Here is a 15,984-nt window from a genome sequence, read left to right as displayed (position 1 = left end):
GAGTTATTTGGTTAGAGCTTGATTAAGCCACTGATCGAATTGACCTTTTGGCAGTGCACCGTTAATCGTATCGACACGTTTACCGTCTTTAAACACCATCACGGTCGGAATGCTTCTGATTTGATACATTGCCGCGAGCTGCTGCTGAGCTTCAGTATCAATCTTAACGAATCGAACATCTCCAGAACGCTCTTTTGCAACGTCGCTGAACACAGGTGCGAAGCCCACACATGGGTTACACCATGTCGCCCAGAAATCAACAACCACAGGCTGTGAACTGTTCAAGATAGATTGGAAATTAAGTGACGTTCCCTCGATAGGAGCGCCATCGAGCAGTGCTGTTTTGCACTTACCACAAGTTGGGCTTTCTGAAATTCTTTCTGAAGGAACTCGGTTTACGCCATTACAAGAAGGGCAGCGTGTGTTGAATGTAGACATAACTTTCTCTTTTTATTGCAACTCCGTGGCTAACGCGATTTACGAATCACGCACAGAGCGCTTATACTGTTTAAAACAAGAATACGATACTTAAATAAAAACAAACAATAAACAGGTAAATGATGACAAAATTTTACGCCGAAATTACTGGCTGGGGAAAGTGTCTGCCACCAGCCGTGCTGTCCAATGATGATCTAAGCACTTTCATTGATACGTCTGACGAGTGGATTCGAACTCGAACTGGTATCGAAAACCGTCGTATCAGTCATGTAAATACCTCTGAGTTAGCGACTGTTGCTGCTCAACACGCAATGGCGTGTGCTGGTCTAACGGCTGAAGATATCGACCTCGTTATCATCGCAACGTGCAGTCCAGATTCTCTTATCCCAAATACCGCGTCTAAAGTTCAACAGAACTTAGGCATTAAAAGTGCAGCGGCTTTCGACCTTAACGCCGCGTGTACCGGCTTCATCTACGGTGTTGAAACAGCAACTCGACTGATTCAAGCGGGCAACTACCGCAATGCAATCGTAGTGGGTGCAGAGCGTCTATCATTCTTCATCGACTGGACCAAGCGTGATACTGCGGTTCTTTTCGGTGACGGCGCTGGCGCTGTGGTTTTATCACGTACTGAAGAGCAAGTGGGTTTACAAGAAGCTCAAATCGGTTGTGACGCAGAGGGCCGTGACATTCTAGCAGTACCAAAATTCGGTACTTCTATGGACCGCTTTGCTGCTGATAACGGTTACTGGGACTTTGATTTCGTAGGTAAAGAGATCTTCAAGCGTGCAGTAAAAGGCATGGGCGCTGCAGCACATACAGTATTGAGTCGCACTGGCATCTCAACCGACAACATCGATGTTGTGATTCCGCATCAAGCGAACATCCGAATCATTCAAACTTTGTGTGATATGGCGGGTATTGAGCGCGAGAAAGCATTTGTTAACATCCAAAACTACGGCAACACATCGGCTGCAACCGTACCAATTGCACTGTGTGAATCGCTAGAGCAAGGCTTCGTTAAGCCTAACGACAACATTCTTGTTGCAGCATTTGGTGCGGGTTTAACTTGGGGTGCTGGCCACATTAAGTGGGGCAGCCGCGTTGAACCACTAGGTCAATCGGATGCTAAGCTTCCAGAAGCTGATAAATCGGTTTTAGAGCTTCTAGAAAGAGCCATTTTACACTGTAAAACGCGTCCTAATTCTGAGAGCGAGTAGCTGCATGACTCAAGTTCGTTTTATGACTGAAGCCGACCTCGATGGGGCGGCTTTGGTTCATCAATCTGCGTTTGTTCGACAGAAAAACTCACGCGGCTGGTTACAGTGTAACTTAAGCGCGTCACCACGCTTTCTTAACTTTGCTGCTGAAAGCGAAGGTGAAATTGTTGGCTACATTATTTGGGTGCAGAAAAGCGGGTTTAGGCCTGAAGCTGTTTTAGAACTGGAGCAACTTGCCGTGTTACCAAGTGCGCAGGGGAAAGGATTGGGTAAGAAACTGATTCTTGACTCCTTGCCGCAAGTGAAACAGAAGCTAGCAGATCAAGACTCGACGCTAAAACATGTGCTAGTGACGACCAGAGCGGATAACTTTGCACAAAAGCTCTATCAGTCGACATTAGGCGCTGAAGTCGAAACTACGATTTCAAACCTGTACTCTGCTGATGAAGTGCTTATGATAGCTCGCAATGTAGGTGAGCGAATCTGATCGATGAGTGATTAGAACTCATTATAATCAGCGATATAAGTCGACCACGATCGATAAACGTTTTATTAGGGCTAAGTTAGTCCCTTTTGTTATTTCTTAGGAAGTGTTTTGAAGAAAGTTTTAGCAATTGGCTACGTTTGGCCAGAACCGAATTCATCGGCGGCTGGCAGTCACATGATGTCTCTTTTACGTCTATTTAAGAGACAAGGTTGGTCAGTCGAATTTGCAACACCCGCTCAAGAAACCGAGCACATGATTGATCTCTCTTACGAGGGCATTACAAGCCAATCTATACAATTAAATTGCGATAGCTTTGACGATTACATTGAAGATCTGCAGCCCGATGTTGTGATGTTTGACCGTTTTATGATGGAAGAACAGTTTGGTTGGCGCGTTGAGAAGGTATGTCCGAACGCGTTTAAGCTGTTGGATACTGAAGACTTGCAGTTCCTGCGTAATGCGCGCCACGAAGCGGTTAAGAAAGAAACGGAACTGACCAAAGCACACTTGTACAGTGATTTAGCTAAACGTGAAATTGCCGCGATTTTGCGCTGTGATCTTTCGTTGATAATTTCAAGTTACGAGATGGAACTGCTTCAATCTGAGTTCAATATCGACCCCAAACTGCTTCATCATCTGCCTTTCATGGTTGATCTTAATACGCTGCCTGAAAGCACGAAAAGCTTTGAAGAACGTAAGCATTTCATGACGATAGGTAACTTTAGACATGCGCCTAACTGGGATGCTGTGCTTCAGTTACAAAAGATTTGGCCGAAGATTCGCAAACAGCTCCCTGACACCGAACTTCATATTTATGGATCGTATCCGCCCCCTAAAGCGACCGCATTACACAACCCTAAAACCGGTTTCCATATCAAAGGTTGGGCAAAAGACGCTCAAGAAGTGATGGAGCAAGCACGTGTGTGTGTCGCGCCACTGCGTTTTGGTGCGGGCATTAAAGGTAAGTTGCTTGATGCAATGAAACTTCAAACTCCAAACGTGACCAGTGAAATTGGTAGTGAAGGCATGTTACCGCAAGGTGAGTTGCAATGGCCGGGCGCGGTTGCAGACGATATCGACGCGTTTGTTGAACAAGCTGTTGCTCTCTATAAAGATGAAGAGAAGTGGCTCAAGGCTCAAAGCCAGTGTCATTCAATTCTTGAAGCGCACTATGAACAGAATCAACTGGGCGATAAATTGATCGAGCGATTGATTGCGCTAGATTCTGAGCTTGAGTCTCATCGACTGGATAACTTCTTTGGTTCGATGCTGAAGCACCACAGCATGGCAAGCACTAAGTACATGTCGCAGTGGATTGCTGAGAAGAACAAGATCAAATAGCTGCTCTTTACCACAAAGACAGAATAAATCTTAAGCCCTTAGGTTAACGCCTAGGGGCTTTTTTCATGGGGGAAGCTTCTTGGCTTTTGGTTTTAGACACTAGACTTGCAAACCGAAACATAGTGCCATTACATTAGCATTGACTAATTTATATTTATTAGTAAACTCTAATTTAACTTGTGGTGAGTTAGATTAGAGTTTGTGGATAGGAGAGGTCAGTGATTAGTTTTATACCTTGGGATGCGTTTTTCGGCGGCATGCTGCTAGGCGCGTCGGCAATTATTCTGATGTTGGGCATCGGGCGAGTAGCAGGAATCAGCGGAATCGTTAGTCGCTTATTACCGCCTAGAAAGAATAAAAGCTTAGAATCAGGATCTGAATCCAGCTCGGACACGCGTATTGAGAAAACCGAGAAACATTGGCGACTTGCCTTTGCTGTCGGAATGGTTGTGAGCGGTTGGTTGTTGATTCCAACTGGCTATCAACTTCCTCAGTTAGAAGAGATCAATTTCGCAGTGGTTATCATAGCCGGACTATTGGTGGGCTTCGGCACTAAGGTCGCGAATGGCTGTACTAGTGGTCATGGCATTGTGGGAATGGCGCGTTTATCTAAACGTTCAATTGTCGCGACTTGTGTGTTTATGTGTGTGGCAATGGCAACTGTGTTGGTTAAGAATCTGATTGGTTTGGGGGCGTAATGAAAAACTCTTCGTTTACTATCGTTATTGGCTTGTTCGCAGGTCTTCTTTTCGGCTCTGGCATGATCATCTCAGGTATGGTTGATCCGAACAAAGTACTTGGCTTTTTAGACATTACAGGCGACTGGGATATCAGCTTGGCATTCGTGATGGGTGGCGCGTTATTGGTGTTCGCACCGTTTTATCATCTGGTCATTAAAAAGCGTGCTAAAGCCATCAATGGCGAGCCGTTAGATAGCCGTAACAACCCGCTAATCGACAGAAAGCTGATTCTAGGTTCAACTGCCTTTGGTTTAGGTTGGGGGATTGCAGGTTTTTGCCCGGGCCCTGCAGTAACCAGCCTTAGTGGCGGCAACCCCACGGTGTGGTTGTTCGTCTTAAGTATGCTGGTGGGAATGTGGCTCGCGGGACGAGCGAATAAAACCTGCTAGCAGTGCGCCTATCGTATATCAGATAGGCTTGATATGACCATTTGAGAGGCTGACACGCTTTAACCCAAAAGCCAGTCAGCCTCTTTTTTATATCTATCTGATCGTCGTTGAAACTGGGCAATGGTCGCTAAGTTTGTAATCAAGCACATCTTGTGTTTCAAATACCACCTGTTTCGCAGAAGATGCATTTAGTGACTTACTCACCACAATATGATCAATGACAGAGCGGAATTGGTGCGTGCGATGGTTGTTGCGGTTAGAGCGTACTTTACAATCTGCTCGAGTTTTTCTTGTTGCCAACTGAGCATCGGTATTTTGCGTCATATCTTTCCACATCCAATCTCTTGAGTAGGATAGGTTATGGTTGAAGTCGCCTAGTATCGCGTAATCCTGACCGTTTCTTTCTCTTTGCTGAATCCACTTATTAAGTTGTTGTGCCTGGTCTTTGAGTCTTGAACAATCGCGGTTCGACTTGTAAGCGCCGCTGCAACCCGCCTTTAAATGCACAGACAACATGTGAATCGGCTTGGTTTCCGTTTCTACGACCATGTAACTGGCAAACCTAAGCTTGCTGTTAGCACTCGACTCCAGAGGGAAGTCAGCGTAGTCGGTGAGTGTGATTCCTCTACGAACCGCGAACCCTGTGTATTGGTTCACTTCTTTGAACTGATGGTTGCTGTTTTCTGGTAATGCTCGGTCAGACATCAATATCTTGTATTGATCGCCGGCGATGCGCTGAATGGCATTTACGTCGTCGACTTCTTGAAAGGCGACCACATCCGCATCTAAGGATTGAAAGTATTCTTCAAGTTTGTCGAAATCAGCTTGATCACGTTGGGCAGAAAACTTATTCACAGCCTCGTTGGTTGATAACCATTCGATATTCCAACTGGATATGGTCAAAGGTTCAGCAAATGTCTGGCTACTGAGTAAGCAACCTAACATTATCCAGTTTTGAAGTCGTTTCATGCCAAATATCCCTAATTTTGTCGTCCAATATAGTTGAGCCGTTATCCTACAACACTTACCAAAAATTCAACTCTTTTTAGCAGTTTTTTTATTGTTACATTGTTTCTTTTCGACTTGAGAACTCACGTAATAATATTGGATTTATCTTGTTCAGCGTGCGCGTTTTATTGATCCAAATCAATACTCAAAGTTGGTGGTTCTCGTTAAATACGCCACAATATCTAGTGTTAGTTAAACGATAAATCGCTCTATATAGTGTGTTTGTGGATAAGTCTGTGAATACCTCAAGAGTAAGGAGAAGTGGTGAAATCAATCGTAATCAAGCGTGATGGCTCAAGAGCTCCATTCAGTAGAGATCGCATCCAAGCTGCAGTGGAAGCAGCATCAGACAAGGCCGATAAGGAAATTGCTATTTATGCACTGAATGTGGCATTAGCAGTTGAGTTGAAGCTCGAAGACTACGATGAAGTTCATATCTCTGAAATTCAAACCATGGTCGAGAACGAGCTAATGCAGGGACCTTATAAGTCTTTGGCTCGTGCTTACATTGAATATCGTCATGACCGCGACATCGCACGTGAAAAGCAAAGCGCTTTAACGCGTGAAATCGAAGGTTTGATCGAAGAAAGCAATGTTGATCTGATCAATGAGAATGCCAACAAAGACGGTAAAGTTATCCCAACTCAGCGTGATTTGCTGGCGGGTATCGTGGCTAAACACTATGCGAAAACTCACATTTTGCCGCGTGACATCGTACAAGCTCACGAGTGTGGTGACATTCATTACCACGACCTAGACTACGCACCGTTCTTCCCAATGTTTAACTGTATGCTTATCGATTTGAAAGGCATGTTAACGCATGGCTTCAAGATGGGTAACGCGGAAATCGACACACCTAAGTCGATTTCTACAGCGACAGCGGTAACGGCGCAAATCATCGCGCAAGTGGCAAGCCACATTTACGGCGGTACAACGATTAACCGTATCGATGAGGTTCTAGAACCTTACGTGATGGCGAGCTACGAAAAGCATTTATCTCTAGCAAAAGAGTGGGACATTCATAGCCCAGAAGCTTTTGCTATCTCTCGCACTGAGAAAGAGTGTTACGACGCGTTCCAGTCTTTGGAGTACGAAGTAAACACGCTACACACGGCTAACGGTCAAACACCATTCGTTACGTTTGGTTTTGGTCTAGGCGAAAGTTGGGGTTCGAAACTTATCCAGCAATCTATCTTGAAAAACCGTATTGCAGGTTTGGGTAAGAACCGCAAAACAGCGGTATTCCCTAAACTGGTGTTTGCAATCAAAGATGGTTTGAACCACCAGAAGCAAGATCCAAACTACGACATCAAGCAATTAGCGCTTGAGTGTGCGTCTAAGCGTATGTACCCAGACATTCTTAACTACGACAAAGTAGTAGAAGTGACAGGGTCATTTAAAACGCCTATGGGTTGCCGCAGCTTCTTGAATACTTACGAAGAAAACGGTGAGTTAATTCATGAAGGCCGTAACAACTTAGGTGTTGTGAGCCTAAACTTGCCACGTATTGCGATTAACGCAAAACAAGATATGACTAAGTTCTATGAGCTGCTTGATGAAAAACTGAAGCTGGCTCGTCGTGCGTTAGAAACTCGTATTTCTCGTCTAGAAAACGTGAAAGCGCGTGTTGCTCCAATCCTATACATGGAAGGTGCGTGTGGCGTTCGCTTGAAAGCAGATGACTCTATTGCAGATATCTTCAAGAACGGTCGCGCGTCTGTTTCTCTTGGTTACATCGGTATCCACGAAGCAATGACTGCACTTTACGGCACAGACGTTCACTTGTACGACGATGGCGAAATGCGTGCTAAAGCGCTTGAGTTGGTGGAGTACATGAAGCGTGAAGTGGAATCTTGGACGAAAGAGACAGGTTACGCATTCAGCCTATACGGCACACCAAGTGAAAACCTATGTAGCCGTTTCTGCAGCATCGACACTAAAGAATTTGGTGTGATTGATGGTGTAACAGACCGTGGTTACTACACCAACAGCTTCCACCTAGATGTGCAGAAGAAGGTGAACCCATACGACAAGATCGATTTTGAGATGCCTTATCCAGAAATCTCTAGCGGTGGTTTCATCTGTTACGGCGAATTCCCGAACATGCAGAAGAACATCGAAGCGCTAGAAAACGTCTGGGATTACAGCTACACACGCGTTCCTTACTACGGTACGAATACACCGATTGATGAGTGTTACGAATGTGGTTACAACGGTGAGTTCGACTGTACAAGTAAGGGCTTTACGTGTCCTAAGTGTGGCAACCACGACTCAACTAAAGTATCGGTAACACGCCGTGTTTGTGGTTACCTTGGTAGCCCGGATGCACGACCATTTAACTTCGGTAAGCAAGAAGAAGTTAAACGCCGAGTGAAGCATCTTTAGTAAGCTCTAAGATTATTAGCTAGCTTACTTAGAAGAGCTACGTTTCAAGAAATAGGGTTGGTATCGGCGCTATGTCGATACCAATTCATTTGTTTCAACTCTCGCTACTTTTCGAGTTAAACCATTAAGCCATCACGAGTTCTCAATACTGCCTTATGAATTATCACCAATATCACCCAATCGACGTTGTCAATGGCCCAGGAACACGCTGCACTTTGTTTGTGTCGGGTTGTGTGCACCAGTGTCGCGGGTGTTATAACCAATCGACGCAAAGGTTGGACTCAGGGCATTTGTTTACTCAAGAACTGCAAGACCACATTATCGCTGATCTCAATGATCCGCGAATTAAGCGTCGTGGCTTGTCGCTTTCTGGTGGTGATCCTCTGCATCCTGCAAACGTGTCTGAAGTGCTTAAGCTTGTTCAGCGTGTAAAAGCAGAATGTGAAGGCAAAGACATCTGGATGTGGACGGGTTACGAACTCGACGAACTCGATGATAAGCAGAAGCAAGTGCTTGAATACGTTGATACCTTGATTGATGGTCGTTTTGAACAAGATAAAGCAGATCCAATGTTGGATTGGCGTGGTAGTTCAAACCAAATCATTCATCGATTTACTGACTTATAAGCGTGTTCTGATTCAGGACTCTCGTATAAGAAACAGAAAAAAGGGCTTCATCGTTAGCTAAATGCTACAAATCTGCCCTTGGGTGTGAGTTCTTTGAATCTATCGCCCGCACGTTAGTGTCGGTTTGGCGCTTACTTAAATAGGAATGTGCTCAGGCTCGTCGATTAGGTTGTTTATCCATTTCTTAGATTGAATCCTATGACTGGTCAGAATTATTTTGGCGAGCTCTTCCAGCAGTACGATCATCAAAACCCATTCTAGCGGCCAACCCAACACCAGCGCAGTAAAGTAGGCAAGGGGAATACCAATCGCCCATTGGCCAAACAGGTCGATGAAGATGCTGTAGTTGATGTCTCCACCGCTTTTTAGTACGCCACCAATGCCAACCATATTGAAGACTCTTAGTATCATGCCGAGTGCCATGACTAAGGTGACGTTAACAGCCGTCTCTTTGAGCTCTAAGTGAGTAAGGCCGATCATGTATACGATCGCGGGTTTAGCAAACCAGCACATCAAGGCTAGCAGAGCCGCAAGCCCACAGCTGACCAATACATACCCCCAAGCAGTATTCTCAACGCGTTGATAGTTCTTCGCGCCGATCTCGTTGCCTAAAATGATCGAAGCCGCGACCGCAAACCCCATGAACGCCGAGATCAAGATGCTTTCTACTGGCGATAACAGTGAGATGATCGCGAGTTCGCCAACGCCCATCTGACCAACAATAACGTTATAAATCAATATTCCACCCGCCCAAGCCGTATCATGAACCAACATCGGAATCGCTATCTTGAAATACTTCTTTCTATGCTTAGGTAATATTGCATCGCGCCAATTAGTCAGTGTTGGGAACAGGTGTGCGTAGTGTCTCTTCGCCATAACAAGTAGGGCAATCGTTTGAAAGAATCGAGACACCGTGGTGCCAATAGCCGCACCAACTACGCCCAGTTCTGGGAAGCCAAATAAGCCGAATATCAACAATGCATTGAGAATCGCATTAACGATGATCGCCCAAATGCTGATTTTGGTTGGTAGCTTGGCTTCACCCACAGATCGAAGTGCACTCTCTAGTGGCACAACTATAGCGGTACCAATAAGGCTGGCTCCTGTTATCCAAAGGTAATCCGTTGCCAAGCGGACGTAATCAGGGTCTGAGGCCACCACAGACACGACTGATTCAGGAGCCAATGTATAAATCAACACAAAGGGGATGATGGCAAAGACAGACAATGCCCATGATTGCGCTAATGTGCGTCTAATTCCGTTGAAGTCTCCCGCACCGAAATATTGTGAAGCTAGCACACTGACGGCGCCGCTAATCCCGGATACCATGATTAAGTTGAAGAAAAATATGCGGTTGCCCACGCCAACCGCTGCGGTTGCAGAGTCACCCAGTTGGTTAACCATAAAAATATCGACCACTCCGAGTAATGAAAACAACATGGTTTGCAGCGATACAGGTAAACCGATGTGTAACAGCTTTTGCCAAAAATCTTTGTCTAGATGACGATATGTCGAGCGCATCGCATTTCCCCTGTGGTTAATATGCGAGAAGTTTATCGGCATTTGTTTTGGCTGTATTGTTCAGGTTCATCACAAACTTTTGCCAAACTATCTATTTTTAAAAGCTGTCTATTTGTCAAAACGATCTGTTTTCAAAATCATCTACTTCAAAACTATCGTATGACTAATGTGGCGGTTTAATTGCGGGCAAACTTAATGAGCGACCAGTGAAATGAGTGAGAAACACGAACGCTACGAGATCTCAGATAAGACACATCAAGAGTTTGTCGATCAAAGTCATGTATTGGCATTCGAAGAATTAGGTATCGTTCAATGTGGGACGGCGTCGTGCCGAGATTTCTTTTCGGTACATCGGAAGAATCCACAAAAACACATGCTGCTGTACACGGTTAGTGGCAAAGGGTGGTTAGAAAGTGGCGCGTGTCGCTATCTTCTAGATCCAGGGTCATGCATCACGGTTCCTGCGGGCACAGAGAATGGCTTTGGGATTGAAGAAGAAACATGGCAAATCGCATGGATCTTTCTCTCGCCAGATAAGCAATGGGATAAAGTAGTGAGTGATGAAGTGAGTTACACGTTGTCTCCGGCCGCAGAAGTCGTCTCGTCGTGCATTCACACTCTATTGAGAAGCATTGCACTGCCTATCGATTTGGGGGGAGCGATCGCCAATCACAGTGTGGCTCAAATCGAGTTCATGATTAATGCCCCAATCCCGCATCAGCAATCACGTAATTTGATTCGTTTAAGACGCGTGTTCGACAACGTACAAAAGCAGCTCCATAAAGAGTGGAATGTTCATGAGCTTGCGAGCTTGTTCCCGTGCTCAGAGCCGCATTTCCATCGTTTGTGCCAGCGCTATTATTCACACAGCCCAATGGCTCATATCATGCGTATGAGAATGGAATACGCAGCTCGTTTGTTGAAGTCGAGTGATTGGTCGATTCAACACGTTGGCGAGATCGTGGGTTACCCGAATGCAGCTAACTTTAGCACTCGATTTAAAGTTTGGTCGGGAATAACACCAAGGCAATTCAAACAAGGTATTTAGCTGAGAATCAACAATGTACTTCTTAACCAAGCTACTGATCTTTTGATAAAGCACTAAAAGTGTTCGAAATTTGCGCTGTTTCATGACGTAAAATGACCAATCTCTGATTACTTATTCTAACTAAGCGCTTCTATTAAAAAATGTTTCTGATTTGTCTACGATAATGTTAACGTGAAACTCATTACTTGAATTTCAAAGGGTTGTGACTTTCATGTTTTCACATCTACCAAAACCAACTTTAGATCCAATTCTATCTCTTTCTGTTGCTTACCGCGGCGATACTCGTACTGATAAAGTCGACTTAGGCATTGGCGTTTACAAAAATGACCAAGGCGAAACTCCGATCATGAAAGCCGTTTCTATGGCTCAAGATATCGTTGTTGAAACACAGAAAACCAAAGCTTACGTTGGCCTAGCAGGCTGTGAAGAGTTCAACCAGAGCATGGTTGATCTGCTGCTTAAAGGGACTTCTGCAATGGATCGCGTTGCTGCGATTCAAACACCGGGTGCAAGTGGTGCACTTCGTATGTTGGGTGACTTAATGAAAGTTTCTCAACCAGACACCACGGTTTGGATTTCAAACCCAAGCTACGTTAACCACAAACCGGTGATGGAAGCGGCAGGCTTAAAAGTTCGATACTACAATTACTTCAGTCCTGAAACGAAGCAAGTTGATACTGCAAGAATGTTGGATGATCTTTCAAAAGCGGGTCCATCAGACGTGGTACTACTGCACGGTTGCTGTCATAACCCAACGGGTGCAGATATCAACTTTGAAGCGTGGCAGGAAATCACCAAATTATCTCAGAAGAATGGTTTCTTACCGTTCGTTGATATTGCCTACCAAGGCTTTGGTGATGGCCTAGAAGAAGACGCAAAAGGTCTTCAACACATGGCTAACAATGTTGAAGAGATGTTGATTACGACATCTTGCTCGAAGAACTTCGGTTTATACCGTGAAAGAACGGGCGCTGCGATCGTGATTGGCAAGAACAGTGAACACGTTGGCAATGCCAAAGGTAAGCTTCTTACTCTTGCTCGTTCAACTTACACTATGCCACCAGATCATGGTGCAGCTTTGGTTAAAACAATTCTTCAGAATCAAGAGCTAACCTCGATTTGGAAGCAAGAATTGAGTGAAATGCAGCAACGTTTGTTAAATCTGCGCCAAAGTTTGTGTGATGAATTGCGAAATACTTATAACACGTCACAATTTGACTTCATTGAAAGCCATAAAGGCATGTTTAGTGTACTAGGCTTTAAAGAAACTCAAATGAATCAATTACGTGAAGAATATGGAGTCTATGGTGTTGGTGACGGACGCATCAATATCGCAGGCCTTTCCGAATCTCATATTCCTTATGTAGCTAAAGCGATAGCCAACGTTTCAAAATAGAAGGTGACTGAATGTATAACTGGAAAGCGATTGTAGTTTTAATGCTAAGTGGTGGCCTGTTTGCTTGTTCGACGACGACTCAAGTTCCTGTCGATCCAGAGCAAAAGCCTCAAGTAGAACAACCTGTTGTGGATGACTCTTCAAAGACTGACGCAACTGAAGGCGAGAAAGTAACGGAACCTACGGAAAAGCCTGAAGAAGTAAAACCGACTGAGCCAGAAGCGAAGCCAAAGCCTGAAGAAAAGCCAGCTCCAAAGCCGACTAAAACAAGCGATGGTAAACTAATTCTTGGTGAAGAAGAGTGGGTGTTTGTTCCTGGTTTGAAAGAAGCGTTTAAAGCACGTGTAGATACAGGTGCAACAACATCTTCAATCAGTGCGGTTGATATTGTTGATTTTGAACGTGACGGAAAAGACTGGGTTAAGTTCAAAATTGAACATGACGGCATCACAACGGAAGAGGTCAGCTTACCGGTAGAGCGCTGGGTTAAGATCAAGCAGTCGAGCGCGGAAGGTACACAACGACGTGCTGTGGTTGTCGCTTCAATTCAAATCGGTGATCTGAAAGACAAAACTGAGTTTACTCTAGCGGACCGAACGCATCTTTCTTTCCCACTTCTGTTGGGTAGAAGCTTCTTTAGAGATGTTGCGGTAGTAGATGTAAGCCAAAAATACGTTCAAAAGAAAATTACTAAATAACAATTCTGCTCGTCATCAAAGCTTTTCGTTTTGAAGAGCTATAGTTTCAAAAGTGACGAGATTGAAAGACTTTTAGTGTTGATAAATGAAATCCCTGCTAGTTCTGCTGGTGGGGATTTTTCTATTTACACCCCAATAACGTATGAAAAGCATCTAAATGGTCTATGTTTACTATTCGTTTACTGTTTAGCCTCGACAACGTGATCGAGATCTCTATATAATCCGCGCTTCGATTTTTGTTTAATCCATACTTTCGCACTTCTTATTTAGGTTCTTGAAATAGCCTAATAATTATCTGTCAGTACACGCTTAGGAATTAGTTCTTTGATATCTACCGCGAACATCACAATGCAATTTGGCGCAGAGCCGCTGTTTGAAAACATCTCTGCTAAATTTGGTAACGGCAACCGTTATGGTTTGATCGGCGCTAATGGTTGCGGCAAATCAACGTTCATGAAAATCCTAAGTGGCGCATTAACGCCAAGCTCGGGCAACGTTTCTATCACTCCAGGAGAAAAACTGGGTGTGCTAAGCCAAGATCAGTTCGCTTTCGAACAGTACAGCGTTATCGACGTTGTGATCATGGGCGACAGAAAACTGTGGGAAGTAAAACAAGAACGTGACCGCATTTACTCTTTGCCAGAAATGAGCGAAGACGACGGCATGAAAGTCGCAGAACTTGAAAGCGAATTCGCGGAAATGGATGGCTACACAGCAGAAAGCCGCGCTGGCGATATCCTAATTCAAGCGGGTATTGAAGAAGAGTTCCACTTCGGCTTGATGCAGCAAGTTGCTCCAGGTTGGAAACTGCGTGTGTTATTGGCACAAGCTCTGTTCGCAAACCCAGACATCCTGCTTCTTGATGAACCAACCAACAACTTGGACATTCACACGATCAACTGGCTTGCTGAAGAGCTAAACCAGCGTAAATGTACAATGATCATCATTTCGCACGATAGACACTTCCTGAACTCTGTGTGTACTCACATGGCAGATATCGACTACGGTGAGCTACGTGTTTACCCTGGTAACTATGAGTACTTCCTAGAAGCATCAGGCTTGATTCGTGAACAGCTTCTAGCAAGCAACGCTAAGAAAGCGGCTGAAATCAGCGAGCTTCAAGATTTCGTAAACCGTTTTGGTGCTAACGCATCTAAAGCAAAACAAGCAAGCTCTCGCGCTAAGAAAATGGACAAAATCACGCTTGATGAAGTGAAATCATCGAGCCGTATGAGCCCATCTATTGATTTTGGCGAAGGTAAGAAACTACACCGTCAAGCGCTTGAACTTCAAGACCTTGGTCACGGCTTCGATGGCGAAACATTGTTTGCTGGTGGTAACTTGCTACTTGAAGCAGGTACTCGCCTTGCGGTTATCGGTGAGAACGGTGTGGGTAAAACCACGCTGTTACGCTGTTTAGTTCAAGAGCTAGAGCAAAACGAAGGCATCGTAAAATGGTCTGAAAATGCTTCTGTAGGTTACTGCCCACAAGACAGCACTAAGGATTTTGATAACGACCTGAGCATCTTCGATTGGATCTCACAATGGCGTACAGTGAAGCACGATGACCTTATGGTACGTGGCATTCTAGGTCGTCTATTGTTTACTGCTGACGATGCGAACAAAAAAGCGCGTAACTGTTCTGGTGGTGAGAAGAACCGCCTGTTATTCGGCAAGCTAATGATGCAAGACATCAACGTGCTGGTAATGGACGAACCAACGAACCACATGGACATGGAAGCAATCCAAGCCTTGAACGATGCGTTGAAGGTTTACACGGGCACGCTTATCTTCGTAAGCCATGACCGTGAGTTCGTTTCTTCGCTGGCAACACACATCATTGATGTAAAAGACCAACAGCTAGTGAGTTTCCAAGGTACTTATGAAGAGTACTTAGATCACCAGAAAAAGATGCTGATGGTTAATTTATAAAGCAAGTCGCTGGCTCAGGTCGTGAACGACTAAAAGCCAGCGAGACTAACAAACAAAAAAGCCCCGAACATTAATATGTTCGGGGCTTTTCTATGTAATATGTTCAGCTATTTATTACTCAGTAACCAAACATAAGCTTATCAATAAAATCTAGGTACGATATCTAGATTAGAATCCGAATCGAGCTGACATTAAGACTTGGTGGCCGTATGTGCCGTTATTTCGCATATCAAGGCCAACAGAAAGTTGATCAGTTGAATGGAAACGAGCACCGATACCAACAATAGAACGAGTGTCATCGTTGTCGATCAGTTGACCAAGGCGCGCGTTAACTTCAACGTTTGCCATTAACCAAGCTCTCAAGCCAATGTTAATTTCTGTTTTGATGTGGTTGTCGTCATTACGTTCAATGTTGTGCAGTAACATTTGGCCAGTAACGTCAGCAAATTGACTGATTGGGCCGTTGAATCCCATACCTACTGCTGCATCCCAATCACTTTCAAATTCTGAATCGATACGAGCAACAAAGTGAGAGTTCTGAGTGAACATTGTTGTGACTTCACCACCGAAAGTACTTGGGCTAGTACCCATGCGCAGCTCGAATGTGTTGTAGTTAAAGTTGTTTGCAGACGCAGAGAATGAACACAGTGCAGCGAGTCCTAAAAGGACAGTCTTATTCGTGCAACCTAGCATGGTGACTCCATATAAATTGTATTTTGCGGCAGTATAATACAAAAAAGCCTGCAATATGCAGG

General features: G+C 44.6%; 15 protein-coding genes. 11 read left to right on the top strand and 4 right to left on the bottom strand.

Annotated features, from left to right (window positions below; all coding sequences use genetic code 11):
- Window positions 1–3: 3 nt before the first annotated feature.
- The gene (gene trxC, locus MSG36_RS09525) at window positions 4–438 is read right to left on the bottom strand and encodes a thioredoxin TrxC (protein WP_004731082.1); all 435 of its coding nucleotides are present in this window, start codon (window positions 436–438) and stop codon (window positions 4–6) included.
- Window positions 439–560: 122 nt separating this feature from the next.
- Between trxC and MSG36_RS09520 the strand changes: the two genes are divergently transcribed.
- The 5 genes from MSG36_RS09520 (at window position 561) to MSG36_RS09500 (ending at window position 4,615) form a co-directional block, all read left to right on the top strand.
- Complete coding sequence (locus MSG36_RS09520; protein WP_248367844.1) at window positions 561–1,658, top strand: ketoacyl-ACP synthase III; 1,098 nt, start codon at window positions 561–563, stop codon at window positions 1,656–1,658.
- Between the two features lie 22 nt (window positions 1,659–1,680).
- Complete coding sequence (locus MSG36_RS09515; protein ID WP_248367841.1) at window positions 1,681–2,145, top strand: GNAT family N-acetyltransferase; 465 nt, start codon at window positions 1,681–1,683, stop codon at window positions 2,143–2,145.
- Window positions 2,146–2,253: 108 nt separating this feature from the next.
- Window positions 2,254–3,486 (top strand): glycosyltransferase, encoded by a 1,233-nt coding sequence (locus MSG36_RS09510; RefSeq protein ID WP_248367501.1) that lies wholly within the window; start codon window positions 2,254–2,256, stop codon window positions 3,484–3,486.
- A 221-nt stretch (window positions 3,487–3,707) separates the two neighbouring features.
- A complete protein-coding gene (locus tag MSG36_RS09505; protein WP_248367837.1) occupies window positions 3,708–4,184 on the top strand; it encodes a YeeE/YedE family protein in 477 nt (158 codons plus the stop codon).
- Entirely contained in the window at window positions 4,184–4,615 is a 432-nt protein-coding gene (locus tag MSG36_RS09500) for a YeeE/YedE family protein (RefSeq protein ID WP_048613543.1), read from the top strand. The genes MSG36_RS09505 and MSG36_RS09500 overlap by 1 nt, the downstream gene beginning before the upstream one ends.
- A gap of 93 nt (window positions 4,616–4,708) precedes the next feature.
- Here MSG36_RS09500 and MSG36_RS09495 read toward each other — a convergent pair whose 3' ends face one another.
- Window positions 4,709–5,584, bottom strand: coding sequence for an endonuclease/exonuclease/phosphatase family protein (locus MSG36_RS09495; RefSeq protein WP_248367499.1), 876 nt, complete (start codon window positions 5,582–5,584; stop codon window positions 4,709–4,711).
- Between the two features lie 303 nt (window positions 5,585–5,887).
- Here MSG36_RS09495 and nrdD point away from each other — a divergent pair, with 303 nt between their 5' ends.
- Window positions 5,888–8,008, top strand: a complete 2,121-nt coding sequence (nrdD, locus tag MSG36_RS09490; protein ID WP_048613547.1) for an anaerobic ribonucleoside-triphosphate reductase — start codon at window positions 5,888–5,890, stop codon at window positions 8,006–8,008.
- Between the two features lie 155 nt (window positions 8,009–8,163).
- On the top strand, window positions 8,164–8,634 hold the full coding sequence (gene nrdG / locus MSG36_RS09485) for an anaerobic ribonucleoside-triphosphate reductase-activating protein (RefSeq protein ID WP_050053060.1): 471 nt from the start codon (window positions 8,164–8,166) through the stop codon (window positions 8,632–8,634).
- Window positions 8,635–8,769: 135 nt separating this feature from the next.
- Here the strand turns inward: nrdG and MSG36_RS09480 are convergent, their stop codons facing one another.
- Window positions 8,770–10,197: an MATE family efflux transporter gene (locus tag MSG36_RS09480; protein ID WP_248367497.1), complete on the bottom strand. Its 1,428-nt coding sequence runs from the start codon at window positions 10,195–10,197 to the stop codon at window positions 8,770–8,772.
- A 169-nt stretch (window positions 10,198–10,366) separates the two neighbouring features.
- Between MSG36_RS09480 and MSG36_RS09475 the strand changes: the two genes are divergently transcribed.
- The 4 genes from MSG36_RS09475 to MSG36_RS09460 all read left to right on the top strand — a co-directional run bounded on the left by MSG36_RS09475 (window position 10,367) and on the right by MSG36_RS09460 (window position 15,229).
- The gene (locus MSG36_RS09475) at window positions 10,367–11,203 is read left to right on the top strand and encodes an AraC family transcriptional regulator (protein ID WP_248367495.1); all 837 of its coding nucleotides are present in this window, start codon (window positions 10,367–10,369) and stop codon (window positions 11,201–11,203) included.
- Window positions 11,204–11,414: 211 nt separating this feature from the next.
- Complete coding sequence (locus MSG36_RS09470; protein ID WP_048612657.1) at window positions 11,415–12,599, top strand: amino acid aminotransferase; 1,185 nt, start codon at window positions 11,415–11,417, stop codon at window positions 12,597–12,599.
- Between the two features lie 11 nt (window positions 12,600–12,610).
- Complete coding sequence (locus tag MSG36_RS09465; protein ID WP_248367493.1) at window positions 12,611–13,297, top strand: RimK/LysX family protein; 687 nt, start codon at window positions 12,611–12,613, stop codon at window positions 13,295–13,297.
- A 324-nt stretch (window positions 13,298–13,621) separates the two neighbouring features.
- Complete coding sequence (locus MSG36_RS09460) at window positions 13,622–15,229, top strand: ABC-F family ATPase (RefSeq protein WP_081090187.1); 1,608 nt, start codon at window positions 13,622–13,624, stop codon at window positions 15,227–15,229.
- A 168-nt stretch (window positions 15,230–15,397) separates the two neighbouring features.
- On the opposite strand, the gene MSG36_RS09455 is transcribed toward MSG36_RS09460, so the two are convergent.
- Window positions 15,398–15,922 carry a hypothetical protein gene (locus MSG36_RS09455; protein WP_248367490.1) on the bottom strand — a complete coding sequence of 175 codons (525 nt, stop codon included), beginning with the start codon at window positions 15,920–15,922 and terminating at the stop codon, window positions 15,398–15,400.
- Window positions 15,923–15,984: the final 62 nt, after the last annotated feature.

Source organism: Vibrio sp. 1CM8B (genome assembly GCF_023161685.1).
GTDB classification, from domain to species: Bacteria; Pseudomonadota; Gammaproteobacteria; order Enterobacterales; family Vibrionaceae; genus Vibrio; species Vibrio coralliirubri.
This window is presented reverse-complemented; position numbering and strand designations above follow the sequence as displayed.